20 protein-coding genes and 1 pseudogene are annotated in these 21175 nt (G+C 73.7%); 11 read left to right on the top strand and 10 right to left on the bottom strand.

Going from position 1 to position 21175, the window contains the following annotated elements:
• Positions 1 to 55: 55 nt before the first annotated feature.
• From IE265_RS02710 to IE265_RS02690, 5 genes are all read right to left on the bottom strand, one after another.
• On the bottom strand, positions 56 to 1369 hold the full coding sequence (locus IE265_RS02710; protein WP_190033761.1) for a cytochrome P450: 1314 nt from the start codon (positions 1367 to 1369) through the stop codon (positions 56 to 58).
• 62 nt (positions 1370 to 1431) lie between these two features.
• On the bottom strand, positions 1432 to 2115 hold the full coding sequence (locus tag IE265_RS02705) for a GTP-binding protein (protein ID WP_190033623.1): 684 nt from the start codon (positions 2113 to 2115) through the stop codon (positions 1432 to 1434).
• Entirely contained in the window at positions 2093 to 2452 is a 360-nt protein-coding gene (locus IE265_RS02700; protein WP_190033622.1) for a DUF742 domain-containing protein, read from the bottom strand. Before IE265_RS02700 ends, IE265_RS02705 begins: the two co-directional genes overlap by 23 nt.
• Positions 2449 to 2862, bottom strand: a complete 414-nt coding sequence (locus IE265_RS02695) for a roadblock/LC7 domain-containing protein (RefSeq protein WP_190033621.1) — start codon at positions 2860 to 2862, stop codon at positions 2449 to 2451. The genes IE265_RS02700 and IE265_RS02695 overlap by 4 nt, the downstream gene beginning before the upstream one ends.
• On the bottom strand, positions 2859 to 4385 hold the full coding sequence (locus tag IE265_RS02690) for an ATP-binding protein (protein ID WP_229915976.1): 1527 nt from the start codon (positions 4383 to 4385) through the stop codon (positions 2859 to 2861). The genes IE265_RS02695 and IE265_RS02690 overlap by 4 nt, the downstream gene beginning before the upstream one ends.
• A gap of 508 nt (positions 4386 to 4893) precedes the next feature.
• Between IE265_RS02690 and IE265_RS02685 the strand changes: the two genes are divergently transcribed.
• Positions 4894 to 5829 carry an AraC family transcriptional regulator gene (locus tag IE265_RS02685; protein ID WP_268255777.1) on the top strand — a complete coding sequence of 312 codons (936 nt, stop codon included), beginning with the start codon at positions 4894 to 4896 and terminating at the stop codon, positions 5827 to 5829.
• Positions 5830 to 6361: 532 nt separating this feature from the next.
• Here the strand turns inward: IE265_RS02685 and ku are convergent.
• Positions 6362 to 7285: pseudogene (ku, locus tag IE265_RS02680) on the bottom strand (non-homologous end joining protein Ku); the annotation flags it as partial.
• A gap of 52 nt (positions 7286 to 7337) precedes the next feature.
• Here ku and ligD point away from each other — a divergent pair.
• Positions 7338 to 8240, top strand: a complete 903-nt coding sequence (ligD, locus tag IE265_RS02675; RefSeq protein ID WP_190033618.1) for a non-homologous end-joining DNA ligase — start codon at positions 7338 to 7340, stop codon at positions 8238 to 8240.
• 9 nt (positions 8241 to 8249) lie between these two features.
• Here ligD and IE265_RS02670 read toward each other — a convergent pair whose 3' ends face one another.
• A complete protein-coding gene (locus IE265_RS02670) occupies positions 8250 to 9053 on the bottom strand; it encodes a nuclease-related domain-containing protein (RefSeq protein ID WP_190033617.1) in 804 nt (267 codons plus the stop codon).
• 91 nt (positions 9054 to 9144) lie between these two features.
• On the opposite strand from IE265_RS02670, the gene IE265_RS02665 reads away from it, so the two are divergent.
• The 7 genes from IE265_RS02665 (at position 9145) to IE265_RS02635 (ending at position 16079) form a co-directional block, all read left to right on the top strand.
• Positions 9145 to 9651 (top strand): protein-tyrosine phosphatase family protein, encoded by a 507-nt coding sequence (locus IE265_RS02665; RefSeq protein WP_190033616.1) that lies wholly within the window; start codon positions 9145 to 9147, stop codon positions 9649 to 9651.
• A gap of 189 nt (positions 9652 to 9840) precedes the next feature.
• Positions 9841 to 10635, top strand: coding sequence for a hypothetical protein (locus tag IE265_RS02660; protein WP_308434766.1), 795 nt, complete (start codon positions 9841 to 9843; stop codon positions 10633 to 10635).
• 104 nt (positions 10636 to 10739) lie between these two features.
• Positions 10740 to 12074, top strand: a complete 1335-nt coding sequence (locus IE265_RS02655) for an ATP-binding protein (RefSeq protein ID WP_190033759.1) — start codon at positions 10740 to 10742, stop codon at positions 12072 to 12074.
• Between the two features lie 103 nt (positions 12075 to 12177).
• Positions 12178 to 12621, top strand: a complete 444-nt coding sequence (locus IE265_RS02650) for an SH3 domain-containing protein (protein WP_190033615.1) — start codon at positions 12178 to 12180, stop codon at positions 12619 to 12621.
• A gap of 46 nt (positions 12622 to 12667) precedes the next feature.
• A complete protein-coding gene (locus IE265_RS02645) occupies positions 12668 to 14038 on the top strand; it encodes an FtsW/RodA/SpoVE family cell cycle protein (protein WP_190033614.1) in 1371 nt (456 codons plus the stop codon).
• 17 nt (positions 14039 to 14055) lie between these two features.
• Complete coding sequence (locus IE265_RS02640; RefSeq protein WP_190033758.1) at positions 14056 to 15513, top strand: penicillin-binding transpeptidase domain-containing protein; 1458 nt, start codon at positions 14056 to 14058, stop codon at positions 15511 to 15513.
• 44 nt (positions 15514 to 15557) lie between these two features.
• Positions 15558 to 16079: a DUF3291 domain-containing protein gene (locus tag IE265_RS02635; RefSeq protein ID WP_190033613.1), complete on the top strand. Its 522-nt coding sequence runs from the start codon at positions 15558 to 15560 to the stop codon at positions 16077 to 16079.
• Here the strand turns inward: IE265_RS02635 and IE265_RS02630 are convergent.
• The 3 genes from IE265_RS02630 to IE265_RS02620 all read right to left on the bottom strand — a co-directional run bounded on the left by IE265_RS02630 (position 16064) and on the right by IE265_RS02620 (position 19150).
• The gene (locus tag IE265_RS02630; protein WP_229915975.1) at positions 16064 to 16690 is read right to left on the bottom strand and encodes a hypothetical protein; all 627 of its coding nucleotides are present in this window, start codon (positions 16688 to 16690) and stop codon (positions 16064 to 16066) included. The two genes, IE265_RS02635 and IE265_RS02630, sit on opposite strands and share 16 nt — an antisense overlap.
• Positions 16691 to 17001: 311 nt before the next feature.
• Positions 17002 to 17964, bottom strand: a complete 963-nt coding sequence (locus tag IE265_RS02625) for an ADP-ribosylglycohydrolase family protein (protein ID WP_190033612.1) — start codon at positions 17962 to 17964, stop codon at positions 17002 to 17004.
• A gap of 79 nt (positions 17965 to 18043) precedes the next feature.
• Positions 18044 to 19150: a ferritin-like domain-containing protein gene (locus IE265_RS02620; RefSeq protein ID WP_190033611.1), complete on the bottom strand. Its 1107-nt coding sequence runs from the start codon at positions 19148 to 19150 to the stop codon at positions 18044 to 18046.
• Positions 19151 to 19288: 138 nt separating this feature from the next.
• On the opposite strand from IE265_RS02620, the gene IE265_RS02615 reads away from it, so the two are divergent.
• Both IE265_RS02615 and IE265_RS02610 read left to right on the top strand, forming a co-directional pair.
• Positions 19289 to 20218: an AurF N-oxygenase family protein gene (locus tag IE265_RS02615; RefSeq protein WP_190033610.1), complete on the top strand. Its 930-nt coding sequence runs from the start codon at positions 19289 to 19291 to the stop codon at positions 20216 to 20218.
• Between the two features lie 190 nt (positions 20219 to 20408).
• Entirely contained in the window at positions 20409 to 21134 is a 726-nt protein-coding gene (locus tag IE265_RS02610; RefSeq protein ID WP_190033609.1) for a TetR/AcrR family transcriptional regulator, read from the top strand.
• Positions 21135 to 21175 lie beyond the last annotated feature (41 nt).

Raw genomic sequence — 21175 nt, 5'->3', positions numbered from 1 at the left:
AGGGACCCGGGGAGGGCGGCGGACCGGGGCCCCGCCGAGAGGCCTCGGCCGGGTGCTACTCGCCGCGCCACCAGGCCCGCAGCCGGGCCCAGCCGCCCTTCGGGCGGACCGCGTCCCGCGCTGCCGACGGCCCGGACCCCGCCTCCCCGCCCGCCGGGGACGGGTCCGGGCGGCGGACCGTACCGGTGTCCGGGTCGCCGCCGCGCACCGGCGCCACCGGGAAGCGGACCGGGAGCGAGGCCAGCGCGCGGTGGAACGGGCCGGGCCGCCACTCCAACGCGGCGACCGGGACGGCCAGTTCGACGTCCGGCAGCCGGTCGAGCAGCTTCTCGACGGCGACCGCCGCGATCAGCCGGGCGGGGCCCTGCGCGGGGCAGTTGTGCGGACCGGCGCTCCACGCCAGGTGCGCGCGGTTGCCGGCCCTCTGGTCGCCCGTGAGGGCCGGGTCGGTGTTCGCGGCGGCCAGGCTGACGACGACCGGATGGCCCGCGCGCAGCGCCCGGCCCTCGTGCACGACGTCCCTGACCGGGTAGTGCACCGCGTAGTTGGCGATCGGCGGGTCGGTCCACAGGACCTCGTCGAGGGCGTCCTCGACGGGCAGGCTGCCGCCGCCCAGGCTGCCCGCGAAGCGGTCGTCGGAGAGCAGCAGCCGCAGACTGTTCGCGATCAGGTTCTGCTGGGGTTCGGTGCCCGCGCCCATCAGGACGACGAGTTGGTGGATCATCTCCTCGTCGGTGAGGCCGGCGGGGTGCGCCATCAGCCAGGACGTCACGTCCTGGGCGGGATGCGCGCGCTTGAGCGCGATCAGGTCGAGCAGGGTCACGGTGAGCAGTTCGTTGGCCTTCTCCGCGTCCACGCCGTCGAAGATCCCGGACATGCCCTCGACCAGCCGCTCCCCGAGGTCGCGGGGGCAGCCGAAGAGGCGGTTGAACACCAGCAGCGGCAGGACCTGCGCGTACTCGCCGAGGAGGTCCGCGGTGCCGCGCGGCGCGATCAGGTCGATGAGGGTGTCGGCGCTGCGTTCGACGTACCCGCGCAGGGTGTTGGGCTCGACACGGGCCAGGCTGTCGGTGATGGCGCCGCGCAGCCTGCGGTGCTCCTCCCCGTCGGTGAACAGGGCGTTGGGCCGGTACATCATCATCGGGACGACGGGGCTGTCGGGCGCGACCGTGCCGTCGGCCAGGTCGCGCCAGCGGCGGGGGTCCTTGGAGAAGGTCTCCGGGCTGCGCAGGACGTGCAGCGCGGTCTCGTATCCGGTCACGAGGGTGGCGTGTACGCCGGGCGCGAGTTCCACGGGTGCGGTGCTGCCGTGTGCCCGGAGCGTGCGGTAGACGGCGGCCGGGTCGGCGGCGAAGTCGGGTCCGTGCAGGGGCTGGTGGCGCGGGCAGGCCGCGAGCGGGGCCGGGGCGGGGCTCGGGGCGTCGGGGGTCGTCACGCGTGCTCCAGTTCGCTGTCGCCGGTGCCGGGGCGCGTGCCGTCGCCGGTACGCGCGCCGGGGCCGGTGTTCGGTCCGGTGCGGGTCAGAAGGTACTCGACGAGGGCGATCAGCGCGCGGGTCGAGGAGACCCGGTCGCGGGCGTCGCAGCGTACGAGGGGGGTCTCCGGCAGCAGGTCGAGCGCCTCGCGGACCTCGTCGAGGCCGTGGCCCGGACCGGCTCCGTCGTCGAAGTCGTTGAGCGCGACGGCGTACGGCAGGCCGAGGTCCTCCAGGACTCCCATGACGTCGAAGGACTGGCCGAGGCGCCGGGTGTCGGCGAGGACCAGGGCGCCGAGCGCGCCCCGGGTCATGTCCTGCCACAGTTCGGTGAAGCGCTGCTGGCCGGGGGTGCCGAAGAGGTAGAGCACCAGGCTGTCGTTGAGGGTGAGCCGGCCGAAGTCGAGCGCGACCGTGGTGGTCGTCTTGTCCTTCGTGCCCTCCAGGTCGTCGACGACGGCCCCCGCCTGGGTCATGACCTCCTCGGTGCGCAGCGGTCTGATCTCGGAGAGCGCGCCGACGAACGTCGTCTTGCCGACCGCGAAGTGCCCCACGATCAGGAGCTTGACGGCGGTCTGCACCCCGTTCGCGAGATGGGTGCCCGCGCCGGGCGCGGCTTCAGAGGCGGGCACGGAGCCCATCCAGTACCTCCTGCAGGATGCGGGTCTCGGACGGCCGGGCGGACGGGACGGGGGCGCGGGTGACGACATGGCCGCTGTCCATGAGGTCGGCGATCAGCACCTTGGTGACGCTGACCGGCAGTGACAGATGGCCGGCCACCTCGGCGACGGACAGCGCGCCGGGCCCGCACAGTTCCATCAGGTCCCGCTTCTCCGGGCTCAGTCCGGTCAGCGGCAGATCGTCGGCGGCGATCACCAGCGTGACCAGGTCCAGGGTGTTGCGGGTCGGCTGGGAGCGGCCGTCCGTGACGACGTAGGGCCGCACCAGCCTCCCTCCGGGACGCCTGGGGGGTGTCATGCCGGGCTGCCGGCGTCCCGACGTGCCGGGCTGGTCAGTTCCCTGCCGAGCCGGTCGACGAGCTTGTGCATCCGGTACGTGACGGCCTCCATGTCCACGTGCTCGGTGGTGGACACGGCGAGGTGGGCGCCCTCGCCCGCGGCCACGAGGAAGACGTAGCCGTGCGCGAACTCGATCAGGGTCTGCTGCCAGGGCGAGTCGGCGCTGCCGCAGAACTCGGCCGTGCTGCGGCTGATCGACTGGACGCCGGAGAGGCCGGCGGCGAGACGCTCGGCGTCGTCCCTGCCGATGTCCGCGGAGTGGGCGCGGAGCATGCCGTCGGCCGAGAGCAGGATCGCGTGGCGGGCCTCGGGGACCTTCAGGACCTCATCGAGCATCCAGCCCAACTCGTTCTTCGCGGGCTCGATCATCCTTGGATGTTCCCTTCGTCTTCATGGGGGGTGCCGGACGGGTTCTGTACGCCGTTCCGGTCGGCGCGGCCGTGCAGCGTGCCGCGTGCGAACGCCGCGATCCGGCGGGCGGTCTCCTCGGCCGAGCGGGCACCGCCGCCGTCATGGGGCCGGGCCGCGGAGCCGAAGCCGGAGCCGAGGTCGAAGCCCCGGCCGGAAGCGGGGTCTGCCGCACCGGTGCGGGCCGGCTCCGTCGCCGTGGCCGTCGCCGAGGTCGTCGTGGTCGAGGTCGCGGGCGGGGCGTCGGACGCGGTCCGTGCCCTGTCCCGGCGACGGCGCCTGGGCAGACCGCCCGTCGTGGTGGGCGTCCCGGCGGGCCCGGGCCCCTCCGACGCGGGATCGGCGGGGCTCGCGGACGCCGGCGCGGCGGCGGCCGGGGCCCCGGCCGCCCGCGCCCCCTCGGACGGGGAGCCGTCGGACGCAGGGCCGGGCACGGCCGCGCGGGCGGGCGGTGCGGTCACGGGCGGCGGTTCCTCGGCGGGGTCCCGGTGTCTGAGCAGGGCGGACGGCAGGAACACCACGGCACGCACTCCTCCGTACGGGGAGCGGGTGTCGGTGGAGACGCTGAATCCGTAGCGCGCGGCGAGCACGCCGATGACCGCGAAGCCGAACTGCGGCGGGTCGTCGAGACGGGTGACGTCCACCGCGTGCTGTCCGGACAGCAGGCCGGTGGCGCGCTCGGTCGCCTGGCCGTCCATGCCGACGCCGGCGTCGTCGATGATCACGCACGCGCCGTTGTGCACGGACTGGACGTTGACCTCGACCTTGGTGTTGGGCTGCGAGTGGCGGGCCGCGTTGTCGAGCAGTTCGGCGATCGTGAGGACGACCGGCTCGACCGACCGGCTCTCCACGGCGATGTCGGCCTGGCCGTGGATCTGGACGCGCCGGTAGTCACGGACCCGCGAGGTGGCCCCGCGGACCACCTCGATCAGCGCCGACGTGGAGCGCTGCCGGCCCGGCCATGAGCCGCAGAGCACGGCGATGGCCTGGGCGCGACGGCCGAACTGGGCGTTGGTGTGGTCGATTTCGAGCAGGTCGCGCAGGACGTCGGGCCGGTCGTGCCGGTCCTGCATGTCGGAGATCGCGACCTGCTGCTCGTTGGCCAGCGCCTGGATCGAGCGCATCGACGACTTCAGCGCGGCCTTGGCGGACTGGTCGGCACGGGCCTGGGCGCGCTCCACCGCCGTGGCGAACCGCTCCAGCACATGGTCGAGGGACTTGGCGAATCCGCTGCCGGCCAGGCGGGCGTCGCGCGGGCCGACGCCCGGTACGGGGTGCCGGAGGCCGTGGTCCTCCAGGGCGGGGAGGCGTACGGCGATCAGGTGCCGTACCTCCTCCTCCCTGGTCAGGACGTCCTCCGCCAGTTCGGCGTTGCGCCGGCGCAGCCGTGCGGTGATCCCACGCTGACGCACCAGCAGCACGGTGACGGCGAGCAGGCCGACGGCCACGCTCCAGAACACCGCCTCCGGTATCTGTTCCTTCATGAAGTCCTCAACGGCGGATCGGGAAGTCGGAAAGGAGGGACTGGGGCTGGGCTGGACGTACGGGTCGATCGGGGCCCCGGGGGGCCGCGCGCGGCGGCGCGAGGGGCGGCGGGCAACGGGCGGGGCGGGAGCGGGAGTCGGGGAGGCCGGGAGGGATGGGGGCGACGGGGCGCCCGACGGTACTCGCGCGCCGGAGCGCGCACTTTCCCGCGCGCGCAAGGAAGTTGCCCCCAGGCGCACCGGGTGGCGGCGTGGCCCCCGGGCCTCGCGGGCGGGCGGGCATGGTCGGGCGGGAGGCGGGCGGGTCGGTGAGGCCGGGGCGGGGTGGGGAAAGGTCGGGACGGGGGCGGGATCCGGCCCCGCCTGCGCCCCGGGCCCCGCGCGCGGACTGCCTGTACTACGCTTGCCGCCCGTAACTGCCGTTGCAGCCAAGCCAGTTGAGAGGTCCTGCCAACGACGGCCGGGCCCTCCGGGCGGAGGACGAGCATTGCCCGCGGGAACCTACGTCGTGGAGTCTCGGACGACCGGGGCGGCGGATCCGCGTGAGCGGACCGACTTCTGGAGCGAGCATGTCGGGGCGTACCAGACCTCGATGGAGTTCAGATACGCGAGCCCCGAGACGTTCCGGGGCGAGCTGACCCGGCAGGGCACGGACACGTACCAGCTCGTCGACTGGCGCAGCGACCGGATCGAGTACGTGCGGACGCCGCGGCAGGTGCGCCGGGCGCCCGATCCCGACTACCGGTTCCTGCTTCCGCTCTCCGGGGAGCTGGTGCTGCGGCAGGACGGCCGGGAGACCCGGCTGACGCCCGGTGCCGGGAGCCTCATGACGCTCGGGGAGCCGTTCCGGCTGCTGCACGACGCGTCGCTGCGCGGGATCATCTTCTCCATCCCCGCCCGGGAGATCGACGGTCCGCTGAACCGGAAGTCCCCGCTGGCCACCGGTCTCGATCTGACGACGGGGCTGGGTCTCGTCGTCCACTCGATGCTCCGGAGCCTCGCGGACGAGCGCGACCGCCTCACGACGACCGAGTTCGACGCCGTATCCGACCGTGTCGTGGAACTGCTGTGCATGCTCGCGTCCGGGGACGACCGGCCGGACGCGCCCAGTCATCTGACGGAGGTCGAGGCGGTGGTGCGGCGGCATGTGCGCGAACACGCGGCCGATCCCGGTCTCACGGGTACGTCGATGGCCCGGGCCCTCGGGTGGTCCCTGCGGCAGATCCAGCTCGCGCTGCAGCGGGTCGGCACGACGCCGCGTGAGCTGATCCGGGAGGAGCGGTTGCGGCTCGTCCGGGACCGGTTGCGGTGCGGTGAGTGCGAGCACATGACGATCACCGATCTGGCCTACGCGTCGGGGTTCTCCTCGGCGAGTGCGCTCAGTACGGCTTTCAAGGCGCGGTTCGGGGTGAGTCCTCGGGAGATGCGGCACGGGGGGAGGTGACGGGGTGCGGGTGCGGGTGCGCTGCCGCTGGGCGGGGCGGGGCGGGTGGGCTGGGACCTCGTCGACGGGTGCGGGTCCGTTGCGGCTGGTCGCGCAGTTCCCCGCGCCCCTGATGAGGGCCGGGCCCTCGTCGACAGGTGCGGGTGCGCTGCCGCTGCGCGGGGGCGGGTGGGCTGGGACCTCGTCGACGGGTGCGGGTCCGTTGCGGCTGGTCGCGCAGTTCCCCGCGCCCCTACTGAGGGCTGAGCCCTCGTCGACAGGTGCGGGTGCGCTGCCGCTGGGCGCGCAGTTCCCCGCGCCCCTGATGAGGGCACAGGTCATGTGGACGGGTGCTGGTTCGTTGACGTGCCGGCAAGGTCGGCCCGCACACCCTACGCACCCCGAGCCCCCACCCCCCAGGGGCGCGGGGAACTGCGCGGGCAACAGCGCCTACCCGCACGGGCAACGCAACCCCAAGCCGCACCCACCCCCCAGGGGCGCGGGGAACTGCGCAGCCAGAGGCGATCCCGCGCCGCGCCCGCCCGGAGGGTTACGCCGGGGAGCGTTTCCTCGGGGACACCTTCTTCGCGGCGCCGGCCTTCTTCGCCGGCTTCTTGGCGGCGGACCCCGCAGCCGCCGCGGCCTTCTTCCGCAAGGGCTTGACCTCCGCCCCGGCCTCGCCGTCGGCGCCCCCTTCCCGCCGGGCCCCCCTCGCCCGCCGCACACTGCTCTCCAGCGCGGCCATCAGGTCGATGACCTTCCCGCCGTCCCCGTCGGCGTCGGCGGCGACCGGCGCGGCCTCGCCCGAGGCCTTCGCCGCGACGAGTTCCTCCACCGCCTCGCGGTAGTCGTCGTGGAGCTCGCCGAGGTCCACCTCCCCCAGCGTGTCCATCAGCGCGTCGGCGAGATCGAGCTCCTTGTCGCGGACGGTCACGCGCGCGTCGGGGGCGACGCCCTCGGGCGTCCGGATCTCGTCGGGCCAGAGCAGCCCGTGCATGGCGATGACGTCGTCGACGACCCGCAGCATCCCCAGCCGCTCGCGCCCCCGCAGCGCGAACTTGGCGACGGCGACCTTCTGGCTGCGCTTGAGCGCCTCCCGGAGCAGGGTGTACGGCTTGGCCGCCGGCACCCCGTTCGCCTCCAGGTAGTACGCCGTGTCCATCTGGAGCGGGTCGATCCGGTCGGCCGGCACGAACGCCACGATCTCGATCGTCCGGGCGGTGGGGAGCGGCAGCGCGGCCAGGTCGTCGTCCGTGATCGGGATGATCGTGCCGTCCGCGTCCTCGTAGCCCTTGCCGATCTCGGAGGACGGCACCTCGTGGTCCTCCAGCTCGCACACCTTGCGGTAGCGGATGCGGCCGCCGTCCTCGGTGTGGATCTGGCGGAAGGAGACCGAGTGGCTCTCCGTGGCGTTCACCACCTTGATCGGAATGCTGACCAGACCGAAGGAGATGGCTCCGTTCCAGATGGATCTCACACGCGGCACCCTTCAGGTCATTTCATCCCGGTTGACGTGGGATTCTCATCGTATGACGCCAATCACGGAGGTGGAGGGCCGGAAGGTCGCGCTGAGCAATCTGGAGAAGGTGCTGCACCCGGCGACGGGCTTCACCAAGGGCGAGCTGCTGCACTACTACGCGACGACGGCGGAGGCGGTCCTGCCGCATCTCCGCGACCGCCCGGTCTCCTTCCTGCGCTACCCGGACGGCCCCGACGGCCAGGTCTTCTTCACCAAGAACGTGCCGCCGGGCACGCCCGACTGGGTCGCGACGGCGCAGGTCCCGCGTTCGGAGGGCCCGGCCCGGATGGTGCTGGTGCAGGACCTGGCGTCACTCATGTGGGCGGCGAACCTGGTGACCGAGTTCCACACCCCGCAGTGGCGGGCGGACTCCCCCGGCCTCGCCGACCGCCTGGTGCTCGACCTGGACCCCGGCTCCCCCGCCACGGTCGTCGAGTGCTGCCGGGTCGCGCTGTGGCTGCGGGAGCGGCTCGCGGCGGACGGGCTGACCGCGCACCCCAAGACCTCGGGCTCCAAGGGGCTGCACCTGCTGGCCGCGCTGCGCCCGGCCCCGTCGGCCGACGTCACCTCGTACGCCAGGACCCTCGCCGTGGAGGCCCAGGCCGAACTGGCCGGACTGGTCACCCACCGGATGACGCGCAGCGTCCGTCCGGGCAAGGTCTTCGTCGACTTCAGCCAGAACGCCGCCCGCAAGACCACGGCCACTCCGTACACCCTGCGGGCCCGCGCCGCGCCGACCGTGTCCACTCCGCTGACCTGGGAGGAGGTGGAGTCCTGCGTCGCTCCCGGGGAGCTGGACTTCCGTGCCGCGGACATCGTGCCCCGGCTGGAGTCGTACGGGGATCTACTCGCCCCCCTGTTCGACCGGGACCGGGCGGCTCCGCTGCCCGGGACCGCCCCCGGCACCGCGTAGCCGCGCGGCTCAGGCCCGCAGCCAGGTGTTCCGGTCCCTGGCCAGCGCGTGCAGCGCCTCCACGTCCGCGGGCTTGAGCACCGCGCCGGACCGTGCCAGCGAGTCCACCTCGGTGTCCGCCAGGACCAGCGCCCCGCCGGGGCGGGCGCTCACCGCCACGTCCGCCGGCCCGAACAGCGCCAGCACCGGGCGCACCTCCGCGGCGAGGGCGTGCGCGGCGCGGTCGGCGTCGGCGCGCGCCCGCCGCAGCACCGGGCGTGCCTCGCGGCGCCCCACCGCGACCATGGGGTCGGCGACGAGGACGCGCCGCTTGCGGGCGTACAGCGTGTGCACCGCGAACAGTCCCCCCGGCCCGATCGCCAGATGGTGGACCCGGGCGCCGCCCGGCAGCGGTACGGAGTGCAGGGCGCGCCAGCCCGCCCCGTCCAGCCGGTCCAGGGCCTCCCCCACCGCCTGCTCCGCCGCGAGGGCCCGGCGCCGCGGGTCGGGACGTATGCGGCTCGGGGTGCCCGGTTCGCGTTCGAGCGCGATCCTGAGCGCCTCCCCGGGCCGGTTCGGCGCGAGGTCGTCGTCGGGGAGCAGGGACAGCCGTGCGAGCTCCGCCGGGGTGGGCACGGGCGGCGGTCCGACGGTCACCGAGCCGGTCAGGAACGGTCCGAGCGCGTCGAGCACGTCCTCGCGCCGGTCTCCGCTGAGCAGGTTGACCCGGCCGGCGTCCCTGTCGTACCAGGCGACGCTCCTGCCGTCCCGGAGACAGACGTAGACCCGCTCCCGGCCGTGCCGCCGGGTCGGTACGACGCGCAGTCCGCTCATGCGGCATCACCCCACCCACCATGGGAACAGGCGGGGTGCTCCAGGGGCAAGAAGCCGGTTACCTTTGGGAGCAGTTGAGGGGGAGGCGCCGTTGCGGACGCGCAGGAACCAACCCGATGTGCCGGCCCCGGACAGTCCGTGGAGCGAGATCGTGCCCCGCCTGTGGATGGGCGGGCACGAGTACACGGGCCGGTCGGGGGAACCGGAGTTCGCCGTCGTGCACGACGAGTTCGACCTGGTACTGACCCTGCTGCGGCTGCCGGGCCACGGCCCCGCCCCGGGCGTCGAGCACCATGTGTGGCCGATTCCCGACGGACCGCTGGACGGCACGCAGCTCGCGGGGGTGATGCGGCTCGCCCGGACGGCGGACGAGGCCCGGAACGAGGGCCGCCGGGTCCTGGTCCGCTGCTTCCACGGCTACAACCGCTCCGGCCTCGTCGTCGCCCACGCCCTGATCCGCGGGGGCCGCGGCGCGGACGAGTCGATCCGGCTGATCCGGGCCCGGCGCTCGCCCTGGGCCCTGCACAACGAGCTGTTCGTGGACTACCTGCGCACCGGGCTGGCGACGGCACGGCTGCTGGAGGAACTGGCCGAGTAGCCCGACCCGCGGGCGGCCGCCTCCCGGTCCCGCGGCCGCGCCCGTGCGCCGCGGGACGCCCGCCCGAATAGGGTGAACGGGTCGCCGGGGCCGTACCGTACGGGCACGGCGACCGCCCACCAGGGCACCACGATCCACGCCGGTCCCGCGCGCCACTCCGCGGGGCCCACCGGCCGACGCAGGAGCGCAGTGATCCACAACCTGCCCGCGGGCTCCCGCCGCCTCGCGCGCGCGGCCCTCGCGCCGTCCCTCGCCGCCCTGCTCCTCGCGGGCTGCGGCGACCCGGGCGGGCTGAGCGGCGCGGGCCCGACCGCGACGGCCGTGGGACCGACCGCCCTGTGGCCCGAGGTCCCGCCCGCGGCCTCGCCCGTCGTCGACTACGGCGAGGCGGACACCGAGACGGTCAAGGGCGTCGAGGTCCCGGACGACGACATCCACCGGGTCGATCCGGTCGCCGTCGTACGCGCCGAGATCGCCGCCCACCCCGAGCTGTTCACCGATGCCGGCGGGCGCTACCGGGAGACGGCCGAGAAGGTGGCGGAGTGCGGACGGCCGGGCGGCCGCGACCGTGCCTGCCCGGTCCTGCGGGCGTACTACCGCGACCTCACGGGCGACGGCAGGGACGACATGGTGCTCGGCCTGCGGATGCCGAGGAAGCAGCTCGGCGTGCGCGCGTACACCGTCATCGACCACCGGCTGACCGAGGTCATGGCGACGACGGACAGCACGCTCGGCGTACAGATCGCGGGCCGCGACCTGATCATCCGTTCGCCCTCGACCCTGCCGGGCTACGAGTACCGCACGGTCTGGTCCTGGGACCGCCGCCAGCAGGCGATGCTCGCGGCGAAGGACGAGATCCTGCGGGTCGGCACGGCCCGGCCCGCCGCCCCGTCGCCGACGCGCTCCCCGTCCGCGCCCGCCCCGGCCGAGCCCACCCCGACCGAGGGCCTGTCGTCCGCGAGTCCGCAGGCGAGCCCCCGGTGAGGCGTGCTCCCCGGCCCGGGCTCCCCCGGGACGCGAACCGCCCCCGGCGGCTGCGGTACCGGACCGCCACCCTCACCTGGAAGGCCGCCGTCTTCATCACCGTGATGTGCTGCGGCCTGGCGGCCCTCCTCGGCACCCTGGTGCACGTCTCGGTCACCAACCAGACCGTGGGCGAGGTCCGCGACCGCGCGCTCGACCGGCTGACGGAGGCGACCGCGGCGTTCGAGGCGGGCGACCGGCTGCCGCCCGGCGCGGAGGTCGACCCGCCGGGCCTGCCCGCGGAGTTGCGTGCGCTCGCCGAGGCCGGGGACCGCGGCACGATGGTCGGCGACGGCGGACCGTACCCCACGATGTGGGCGGCGGGACCCGCGAGCGGCGGGCGCGCGCTGGCGGTGCGGATCGACTACTCGCAGGGGGCCAGGACGATCGACGGCCTCGACCGGGCGATCGTCGGTTCCTCGGCCCTGGCGATCGGGGTGACGCTGCTGGTGGGCACGTTCGCGGTGTCACGGGTGACGCGGCGGCTGCACGCCACGGCCCGGGTCGCCCGCCGGATCAGCGCCGGCGACCTGGACGCGCGGGTGAACGACCCGCGGGCCGCCGACCCGCGGCGCCCCCAGGACGAGGTGGCGGCGGTGGCGGGGGCGCTGGACACGATGGCGTCCTCGCTCCAGGGCAAGCTGCTGAGCGAGCAGCGCTTCACCGCGGACGTGGCGCACGAACTGCGGACCCCGCTGACGGGCCTGCACGCGGCGGCGGAACTGCTGCCGCCGAGCCGGCCGACCGAGCTGGTCAGGGACCGCGTGGCCGCGCTGCGCACCCTCACCGAGGACCTGCTGGAGATCTCGCGGCTGGACGCGCGCAGCGAACGCCTGGACGTGGACGCGGTACGGCTGTCGCCGGTCGCCGAGCGCGTGGTCCGGGCGTCGGGCACGGCCACGGAGGTGCGGGTCGTGCGGGACGCGCTGGTGGAGACCGACCGGCGCCGGCTGGAGCGGGTGCTGGGCAATCTCGTCGCCAACGCGCACAAGCACGGGCGGACTCCGGTGACCCTGACGGTGGACGGGCCGGTCGTCACGGTGCGGGACCGGGGCGACGGCTATCCGGCGTACCTCGTCGAGCACGGACCGCAGCGGTTCCGCACGGAGGGCGGCTCCAAGGGGCACGGGCTGGGGCTGACCATCGCGTTGGGCCAGTCGGAGGTACTCGGCGCCCGGCTCTCCTTCGCGAACGCGCCGGACGGCGGAGCGGTGGCCGAGCTGAGGCTGCCACCGGAGGGAAGCACGGCGGTCACCGGCACGGACGCCGCCGACGAGGGGCCCGGCGGGGTCCCCCGGAGTGCCGAGGGGCCAGGGGGCTCCGAGGGCTCCGGGAGTGCCGGGGACGCCGCGGGCCCGGACCCGGACCCGGGCAACACGGGCTCAGGGCAAGGGCGCTGAGCAGGGACTCCGTCCCGATGGCGCAACGCGACGCGCGCGCCCCGAAACGTGCTCCTAATGTGGCGATTAGTCAGCTCTGCACCCAGTTCCGGAGGAGCACCACATGTCTCTGCGCACCGCTCTCACCCACCTCGGCATAGTCGCTGCGTGCGGCACCCTCCTCGTCGGAGCCGCGAGTCCCGCTCTCGCGGGCGACGACTGGGGCAAGCAGGACGGCCGCAAGGACGAATGGAGCAACAGCCGCCCGGAAGCCGGGAAGGGCAACTGGAGCAACGGCCACCAGGACGGCCGCCAGGACAGTCGCCAGGAGGCCCTCTACCGGGGCCGCGTCACCGCGGTGGGCGGACTCAACCTCCGCGACAGGCCGACCCGCGGCAGCGCCGTGATCGGCTTCGCGAAGCAGGGCGAGGTCGTCTCCATCTTCTGCAAGACACCTGGCGAGAACGTCAAGGGCAACCCTCTCTGGTACCTCCTCGCGGACGGCACCTGGGCCTGGGGCGCCGCACGCTACATCGACAACATCGGCCCGGCGCCCCGCTGGTGCTGAGGTGACATAACGGGATATCGGCGCTTCAGCTTGCTACGTTCCGGACATGACCGCGACCGGAACGACAGCGCAGGCGGACCCGTCGGCTCCCGTCGCCCGCCCACCCCGGCGCCGTGGTGTCGAGTTCACCCTCATCGTCGTGGCCGTCCTGCTCTCCGTGTACGGCTACTGCGACGTGGGCCTCGCCAGGAACGGCTCCGTCCCGCCCGGCGTCGTCGGTCACGGCGCCGGGCTCGGCGTGCTCGCGCTGCTCGCGCACGTCGCGGTCCGGCTGCGCGCCCCGGACGCCGATCCGCTGCTGCTGCCGATCGCCGTCCTGCTCAACGGGCTCGGCCTGGTGCTGATCCACCGGCTCGACCTGGAGACCCCGGCGGACCGGGCGGCCCCCACGCAACTCGTCTGGTCGACGCTGGGCGTGGGCCTCTTCATCGTGGTCGTGGTGCTGCTGCGCGACCACCGGGTGCTCCAGCGCTACACGTACGTGTCGGTCGTCGCGGCCCTGGTCCTCCTCGTCCTGCCGATCTTCTTCCCGGCCGTGAACGGGGCCCGCATCTGGATCAGGATCGCCGGATTCTCCATCCAGCCGGGCGAGTTCGCCAAGGTGCTGCTCGCCGTGTTCTTCGCGGGCTACCTGGCCGCGAACCGCAACGCGCTCGCCCACACCGGCCGGCGCCTGTGGCGGCTGCAACTGCCCACCGGACGCGTCCTCGGACCGGTCCTCGCGATCTGGCTGCTGAGCGTCGGCGTGCTGGTCCTCGAACGGGACCTCGGCACCTCCCTCCTCTTCTTCGGCCTGTTCGTGATCCTGCTCTACGTGGCGACCGGCCGCACGGGCTGGATCGCCGTGGGCCTGCTGCTCGCCCTGTGCGGGGCTCTCGCCGTCGGCGAACTGGAGCCGCACGTGCACAGCCGGGTCGAGGACTGGCAGAACCCGTTCGCCTCGATCGAGGCGGGCCGCGGCCCGAACCAACTCGCCCAGTCCCTCTTCGCGTTCGCCGCGGGCGGCTTCCTCGGCACCGGGCTCGGCCTCGGCCATTCGAGCCTCATCGGCTTCGCCGTCAAGTCGGACTTCATCCTCGCGACGGCGGGCGAGGAACTGGGCCTGGCCGGCCTGTCCGCGATCTTCCTGCTGTACGGGCTGCTGGTCGAGCGCGGCTACCGGGCGGGGCTCGGCCTGCGCGACCCCTTCGGGCGGCTGCTGGCGGTCGGCCTCTCCTCGATCGTGGCGCTCCAGGTCTTCGTGATCGCGGGCGGGGTCACGGGCCTGATCCCGCTGACCGGGATGGCGATGCCGTTCCTCGCGCAGGGCGGCTCGTCGGTGGTCACCAACTGGATCATCGTGGCCCTGCTGATCCGGGTCAGCGACTCGGCGCGCGCCCAGGGCGGCCGGGGCCCCGACGAGGAGGACGCCCGATGACCGGCAACGGCCGCCCCATGGCCCGGTACATCCGTCACGCAGCGCTGTTCTGCGCCCTGCTCCTGCTCGCGCTGCTGGTGAACGCCACCCGCGTCCAGATCGTCCGGGGCGGCTCGTACGACGAGAACCCGGCCAACCGGCGCTCCACGATCGCCCGGTACGGGCAGCCGCGCGGGAACATCCTCGTCGGTGACGGTCCGATCACCGGCTCCAGGGACTCCGGGCAGCGCTTCCGCTTCGAGCGGACCTACCGCGACGGCCCGCTGTACGCGCCCGTCACCGGCTTCTCCTCGCAGGTGTACGGGACGGCCTTCCTGGAGGCCGCGGCGGACGGCGTGCTGGCGGGCACCGATCCGCTGCTCTCGCCGCTGCCCCTGTGGAACGACCTGACGCGCGGCCGCAACCCGGGCGGCAACGTCGTCACGACACTCGACCCGGTCGCGCAGCGGGCGGCGTACGCGGGGCTGGGCTCCAGGCGGGGCGCGGTGGCCGCGATCGAGCCGTCCACCGGACGCGTCCTCGCCCTGGTCTCGACCCCCTCCTACGACCCGGCGGAACTCTCGGGCACGGACGCCTCGGTGGCCCGTGCCTGGGCCCGGCTCAACAGCGCCCCCGACAAGCCGATGCTCAACCGGGCGGTGCGCCAGACCTATCCGCCGGGCTCTACCTTCAAGGTGGTCACGGCGGCGGCGGCCCTCGACGCGGGTGTGGTGCGCGACGTGGACGAACCCACCAGGTCGCCCGACCCCTACCGGCTGCCGGGCAGTTCGGTCCGGCTGACGAACGAGGTCGAGGGGTGCGAGGGCGCGTCGCTGCGGTACGCATTCCAGTGGTCGTGCAACACGGTCTTCGCGAAGCTGGGCGTGGCCGTGGGGGCGGGCGCGATGCAGGGGACGGCGTCCGGGTTCGGCTTCAACGACCGGGAGTTGAGAATCCCCTTCCGGGTCTCCCCCAGCACGTTCGACACCCGTGTCGACGAGGCGCAGCTCGCGCTCTCGTCCATCGGCCAGTACAACACCCGGGCGACCCCGCTCCAGATGGCGATGGTCGCGGCCGCGGTGGCGAACAACGGCGCGGTGCGCACGCCCCACCTGGTGGAGCGGACGACGACGGGCGACGGCAGCACCGTGGCCACCACGGGGCAGCGGACCCTGCACCAGGCCATGAATCCCGCCACCGCCATGCGGCTGCGGGAGCTGATGACGGACGTGGTGGAGGAGGGAACCGGCACGAACGCCGCGATTCCCGGCGCCACGGTCGGCGGCAAGTCCGGCACCGCACAGCACGGCATCCACAACTCCGGTACGCCGTACGCCTGGTTCATCTCCTGGGCCCAGTCGGACCGTTCGCTGGAGACCGCGGTCGCGGTGGCCGTCGTCGTCGAGGACGCGGAGGCGGACCGGGGCGACATCAGCGGCGGCGGGGACGCGGCACCGATCGCGCGGGCCGTGATGGAGGCCGTGCTCGACCCGTGAGACGGGGGGTGCCGCGCCGGTGTCCGCCGACCTACCGTTCGGGCATGACTGAGCCGGCCGCACCGCACGAACTCGCCCAGGTCAACATCGCGCGCCTCAGGGCTCCGCTGGATTCACCGCTGCTGAAGGACTTCGTCGACGCCCTGGACCCGGTGAACGCCGTCGCGGACTCCTCGGACGGATTCGTCTGGCGGCTGCAGAGCGACTCGGGCAACGCGACGGACGTGGCGGTCCTCGGCGACGAGTGGCTGATCGTCAACATGTCGGTGTGGCGTGACACCGGCGCGCTCACCGCCTTCATGTACCAGGGGCGGCACCGCGAACTCCTCGCCCGCAGGCGCGAGTGGTTCGAGCACGTGCGGGAGGCCATGACGGTCCTGTGGTGGGTGCCCGCCGGGCACCGGCCCACGGTGGCCGAGGCGGAGGAGCGGCTGCTGCACCTGCGGGCGCACGGGGCGACAGCCCACGCGTTCACCCTGCGGACGCCGTTCCCGCCGGGCGCGGCCGGGCCGCTGCCACTGCCGGTGGACCCGGCCGGCGGGGCGGCGGCTCAGCCGGCGGGCTGACGCAGTTCGGCCCGGACCGCGAGCGTGGTCGCGGCGACCTGCTCCAGGTCCACGTCCTCGGGGTCCTGGGCGAGGCTCTCCTGCGCGATCTCGGTGACGGTGGCGCCCGTGTTGCCGTCGGCCCAGGCGCACGTCGGGACGGTGGTCCTCGTCCCCGACCGGACCTCGGTGGTCACCTGGCAGGTGACGGTGACGTCGGAGCCTTCCGGCGTGAAGTCCTTCGGCCCCACCGCGACCTCGCCGCCCGCCGCGTCCTTCAGCAGGCCTTCGCGGGTCGCGTCCGGGTCCCTGAACCGCCCGTGCATCCCGGAGACGACCAGGGTGCCGGCCTTCTCGTCGCCGTACAGCTCGTACCGGCCGACGACCGCCGTGACGTCCCGGGCGTCCCCCTCGTCGGCGGCGCGCTCCGCCACCTCGCCGCCCTTCGCGCCGGACGGGTCCTTCGCGAGCACGTAGGCGGCGTTGAGCATGGTCTGCGGCAGTTCCAGCTCGTACTCGGCCTCCGGGAAGGCCGCGGGGGCCTCCCGTCCCGCGGCCCACCAGACGACGCCCGCACCGGCCACCACGGCGGCGACGAGACCGCTCGTGATGCCGAGGGCCAGCGTGCTCACCCGCCTCCCGGACTGCGGGACGGGAGCCGGGGGTGCCTGGTACGGATACGGTCCGCCGTGGGGCCCGGCGGGAGGCGGCCCGTACGGAGAGCCGTACTGGGGCCCGTACTGAGGCTGGTACGGATGGGGCGCGGGACCGAATCCGGGGGCGGGCGGCTGGGCCGGCGGCGACGCCGGCGGGCCGTACGGATTCGAGGCACTGCCGACGACACCGGGCTGCTGTTGTGGCAGTTGTGGCTGGTGGGACGGCTGGGGCGGAAGGGGCTTCGACACCCGCGCACCGTACTCCACAGGGGTGACACCGGGAAGCCTCAGCCTGACGGCGCCTGCCGACCGGTGCCGTCGGGCAGCGCCTCGCGGCGCCGCAGCCATTCCTCGGGCACGCCGCCGACGCCCGTACGCGCGCCGACGACGCCGCCGGTGATCGCGCACGTGGTGTCGACGTCGCCGAAGCCCTCCGCGGTGGACCACAGCGCGGACGCCAGGTCGTCCGGGTGCCGGGCCGCGCACCAGACGGCGAAGGGGACGGTGTCGTCCGCCCGGGCACGCGCACCGCTGCCGAGCAGGTCGGCGGCCTTCCAGGGCTCGGTGGTGAACGGCAGCCGGGCGGCGCGCGACAGTCCCTCCCGTACGGCGCTGTCGGGTGTCGCCCTCGCCACGGCGTCCAGCCGCAGTTCCCGGCGGCCGGACAGCCCCGCCGCGACGGCCACGGCGACCGCGCCCGCGACGCCCTCCGGGTGGGCGTGGGTGACCCGGGCGGAGAGCACCGCCTGCTCCTCGACGAGCCCCAGGTCGTGCTGGAACCAGGAGCCCAGGGGGGCCACCCGCATCGCCGCGCCGTTGCCGAGGCTGCCCTGCCCGTCGAAGAGTCCGGTCGTCAACTCGGGCCAGCGGTCCGGCTCCTGCAGCAGACGGGGCAGCAGTTCGTGCATTCCGCGCCCGTAGCCGCGCGCCGGGTCGGCGTCGTGCCCGAGGGCGAAGGTCCGGGCGAGCGAGGTCTGCCGGATCGCGCCGTACTGGTCGAGCACGCGCTGCACCCCGAGGGCCATCGCCGTGTCGTCGGTCCAGTGCCACACCGGCTCCTCGGGGGTGAGCCGGGCGCGGATCTCCCCGTACGCCCGGGGCCGGTCCCTGAAGAGGGGGAACCACCGCTCGCCGAACGCGTCCCCGAGGGCCAGCGCCTCCAGACTGCGGCGGGCGCCCGCCCTGTTCGGGCCGGCGGCACGGGAGGCGGCGGCCGCCGGAGGGCCCGCCTCGGAGGGTTGTCCGGTCATGGGGACGATGATGCCCTGCGGGCGGCGGGAGCCGTGAGCGGATTCCGGCCGCCCCGACCCCTCACGCCGCCCCGGCCCCTCACGCCGCGCCGCCCTCGGCGACGGCCTGCTCCACCTCCGCGACCCGGGCCCGCTCCTCGGCCGCGAAGCGTTCGGCGTCCAGCTTCTCGGCCACCTCCTCGTCCTGGGCCATGAGGAGGTCGAGGCTGGAGTCGCCCATCTCCAGGACCCCCATGTCGACGTAGGCCTGCTGGAGGCGCTTGCCCCACAGGCCGATGTCCTTGACGCAGGGCACGATCCGGGAGAAGAGCAACTTCCTGAAGAGGGCCAGGAATTCGGACTGCTCGCTGTACTCCTCGGCCTCCGCCCTCGGGATGCCGAAGTTCTCCAGGACCTCGACGCCGCGCAGCCGGTCGCGCATCAGGTAGCAGCCCTCGATGACGAACTCCTCGCGCTCGCGGAGTTCGGCGTCCGTGAGCTGCTTGTAGTAGTCGCGCAGGGCCATGCGGCCGAAGGCCACGTGCCGGGCCTCGTCCTGCATCACGTACGCCAGGATCTGCTTGGGCAGCGGCTTGTCGGTGGTGTCCCTGATCATGCCGAAGGCGGCCAGCGCCAGGCCCTCGATGAGGACCTGCATACCGAGGTACGGCATGTCCCAGCGGGAGTCGCGCAGGGTGTCCCCGAGCAGCGACCGGAGGTTGTCGTCGACCGGGTAGACCATCCCGATCTTGTCGTGCAGGAAGCGCGTGTAGATCTCGGCGTGCCGTGCCTCGTCCATGGTCTGGGTGGCCGAGTAGAACTTGGCGTCCAGGTCGGGCACGGACTCCACGATGCGGGCCGCGCAGACCATCGCGCCCTGCTCGCCGTGCAGGAACTGGCTGAACTGCCAGGAGGTGTAGTGCTTGCGCAGTTCGCCCTTGTCGCGGTCGGTCATCGCCGCCCAGTGGCGGGTGCCGTACAGCGACAAGGACTCGTCCGGGGTGCCCAGCGGATCGTACGGGTCCACCTCCAGGTCCCAGTCGATGCGCCTCTGTCCGTCCCACTGCTTGTCCTTGCCCTTCTGGTACAGGGCCAGCAGTCGGTCGCGCCCTTCGTCGTACTCCCAGCTGAATCGCGCCGCGCCGTTCGCGGGCACCTGCCACAGGGGGTCTCCGGGGTCCATCGCGTACAGGTCGTAGGTCGGCATGTCCCGCAGGCTCCTACTCGGTAGACGACTCGTCAACAAGTTGCGCGCGAGGGATTGACGGGCTTGCTGACAGGCAGTCTCATAAAACGTGACCAGCGGTAACCCCGATGACTTCGGCACGACGAGGTGGACACAGTCATGACGACCGTGACGGAGGCCGAGGTGCTGCGCGACGCACTCGGTCTGCTCAAGGACCGGGAGCAGGTGGCCGAGCGGCTGCTCGACTCCTCCGCGAAGCACTCGTTCGACCCGGACAAGGAGCTGGACTGGGACGCCCCCTTCGAGGACGGCAAGTGGTTCTGGCCGCCGGAGCTGGTGTCGCTCTACGGCACACCGCTGTGGAAGCGGATGGGCGAGGAGCAGCGCATCCTGCTGTCGCGGCACGAGGCGGCGGCCCTCGCCTCGCTGGGCATCTGGTTCGAGATCATCCTGATGCAGCTCCTGGTGCGGCACATCTACGACAAGGCGGCGACGAGCGCGCACGTGCGCTACGCGCTGACCGAGATCGAGGACGAGTGCCGGCACTCGAAGATGTTCGCGCGGCTGATCACACGCGGCGGGACGCCCCACTACCCGGTGAGCCGGGCGCACCACAACCTCGCGCGCCTCTTCAAGACCGTGTCCACCACGCCGGGTTCGTTCACGGCGACCCTGCTGGGCGAGGAGGTCCTCGACTGGATGCAGCGGCTGACGTTCCCCGACGAGCGGGTCCAGCCGCTCGTCCGGGGAGTGACCCGGATCCACGTCGTGGAGGAGGCGCGGCACGTGCGCTACGCGCGGGAGGAGCTCCGGCGCCAGATGGCGACCGCGCCGCGGTGGTCGCAGGAGTTCACCCGTGTCACGTCCGGTGAGTTCGCGCGCGTCTTCTCGGTCGCGTTCGTCAACCCGGAGGTGTACGCGAACGTCGGCCTCGACAAGCGCGAGGCCCTCGCGCAGGTGAGGGCGAGCGGGCACCGGCGGGAGGTCATGCAGACCGGGTCCAGGCGGCTGACGGACTTCCTGGACGACATCGGCGTGCTGCGGGGCGTCGGCCGACGGCTGTGGAAGGCCTCGGGGCTGCTGGCCTGAGCGGCGCCTGCGCCCGGGCCGGGCGCCTTCCCGGGCACAGGCACAGGCGTGTGCCCGGGCGCGGGCGCAGGCACTGCCCGGTCGCCGCCGTTCCGGCCGGCCCGGCGCGCGAGGGACGCGGGCGGCGGACGGGAGCGCCCGCGCGACGCACCGGGGCGGGGAGCGGGCCCGGGCGGTTAGGCTGCAAAGCATGACCTCGCAGGCTCCCACACGCGCGTACCGGCGGCTCAGCGTCGAGGAGAGGCGGAGCCAACTGCTGGACGCGGCCCTGTCGCTCTTCGCGGTACGGGCGCCCGAGGAGGTCTCCCTGGACGACGTGGCGGAGACGGCCGGCGTCTCGCGGCCCCTCGTCTACCGGTACTTCCCGGGCGGCAAGCAGCAGTTGTACGAGGCCGCCCTGCGCTCGGCGGCCGACGAGCTGGAGCACTGCTTCGCCGAACCGCCCGAAGGGCCCCTGACCCTGCGGCTGTCCAACGCCCTGGACCGCTACCTCGCCTTCGTGGACCAGCACGACGCCGGGTTCAGCGCGCTGCTCCAGGGCGGCAGCGTCATCGAGACCTCCCGCACCACCGCCATCGTGGACGGTGTGCGCAGGGCCGCCGCCGAGCACATCCTCACGCATCTGGAGGTGGCGGAGCCGGGGCCCCGGCTCCGGATGACCGTCAGGATGTGGATCACGGCCGTCGAGGCCGCCTCGCTGATCTGGCTCGACGAGGAGAAGGAACCGCCGCTGGACGAGCTGCGGGACTGGCTCGTCGAACAGTTCGTGGCCTGCCTGGTGGCGACCGCGGGCCGGGACGCGCAGAGCGCGTCGGTCGTCACGGCGGCGCTGGCGATGGAGTCCGCGGACGGCCCCATGGGCGCGCTGGCGCGCAGGGTGCTGCCGGTCGTGAGCGGCGCGGCCCACCTGCTGTGACGGCCCGGCCCGTGCCGCCGGACCGGCCCCCGTTTGTGACA

It is taken from the genome of Streptomyces fructofermentans (assembly GCF_014651055.1).
GTDB classification, from domain to species: domain Bacteria; phylum Actinomycetota; class Actinomycetes; order Streptomycetales; family Streptomycetaceae; genus Streptomyces; species Streptomyces fructofermentans.
Note: the sequence above shows the minus strand (reverse complement) of the source record. Positions and strands in the feature narration are given on the sequence as shown.

Excerpts from the sequence above, each read along its gene's own strand:
- IE265_RS02705 (WP_190033623.1), bottom strand. The coding sequence starts at position 2,115 with ATGGGCTCCGTGCCCGCCTCTGAAGCCGCGCCCGGCGCGGGCACCCAT.
- IE265_RS02700 (WP_190033622.1), bottom strand. The coding sequence starts at position 2,452 with ATGACACCCCCCAGGCGTCCCGGAGGGAGGCTGGTGCGGCCCTACGTC.
- IE265_RS02695 (WP_190033621.1), bottom strand. The coding sequence starts at position 2,862 with ATGATCGAGCCCGCGAAGAACGAGTTGGGCTGGATGCTCGATGAGGTC.
- IE265_RS02690 (WP_229915976.1), bottom strand. The coding sequence starts at position 4,385 with ATGAAGGAACAGATACCGGAGGCGGTGTTCTGGAGCGTGGCCGTCGGC.
- ligD (WP_190033618.1), top strand. The coding sequence starts at position 7,338 with ATGACGCCAATCACGGAGGTGGAGGGCCGGAAGGTCGCGCTGAGCAAT.
- IE265_RS02670 (WP_190033617.1), bottom strand. The coding sequence starts at position 9,053 with ATGAGCGGACTGCGCGTCGTACCGACCCGGCGGCACGGCCGGGAGCGG.
- IE265_RS02655 (WP_190033759.1), top strand. The coding sequence starts at position 10,740 with ATGTGCTGCGGCCTGGCGGCCCTCCTCGGCACCCTGGTGCACGTCTCG.
- IE265_RS02650 (WP_190033615.1), top strand. The coding sequence starts at position 12,178 with ATGTCTCTGCGCACCGCTCTCACCCACCTCGGCATAGTCGCTGCGTGC.
- IE265_RS02645 (WP_190033614.1), top strand. The coding sequence starts at position 12,668 with ATGACCGCGACCGGAACGACAGCGCAGGCGGACCCGTCGGCTCCCGTC.
- IE265_RS02640 (WP_190033758.1), top strand. The coding sequence starts at position 14,056 with ATGGCCCGGTACATCCGTCACGCAGCGCTGTTCTGCGCCCTGCTCCTG.
- IE265_RS02635 (WP_190033613.1), top strand. The coding sequence starts at position 15,558 with ATGACTGAGCCGGCCGCACCGCACGAACTCGCCCAGGTCAACATCGCG.
- IE265_RS02625 (WP_190033612.1), bottom strand. The coding sequence starts at position 17,964 with ATGACCGGACAACCCTCCGAGGCGGGCCCTCCGGCGGCCGCCGCCTCC.
- IE265_RS02620 (WP_190033611.1), bottom strand. The coding sequence starts at position 19,150 with ATGCCGACCTACGACCTGTACGCGATGGACCCCGGAGACCCCCTGTGG.
- IE265_RS02615 (WP_190033610.1), top strand. The coding sequence starts at position 19,289 with ATGACGACCGTGACGGAGGCCGAGGTGCTGCGCGACGCACTCGGTCTG.
- IE265_RS02610 (WP_190033609.1), top strand. The coding sequence starts at position 20,409 with ATGACCTCGCAGGCTCCCACACGCGCGTACCGGCGGCTCAGCGTCGAG.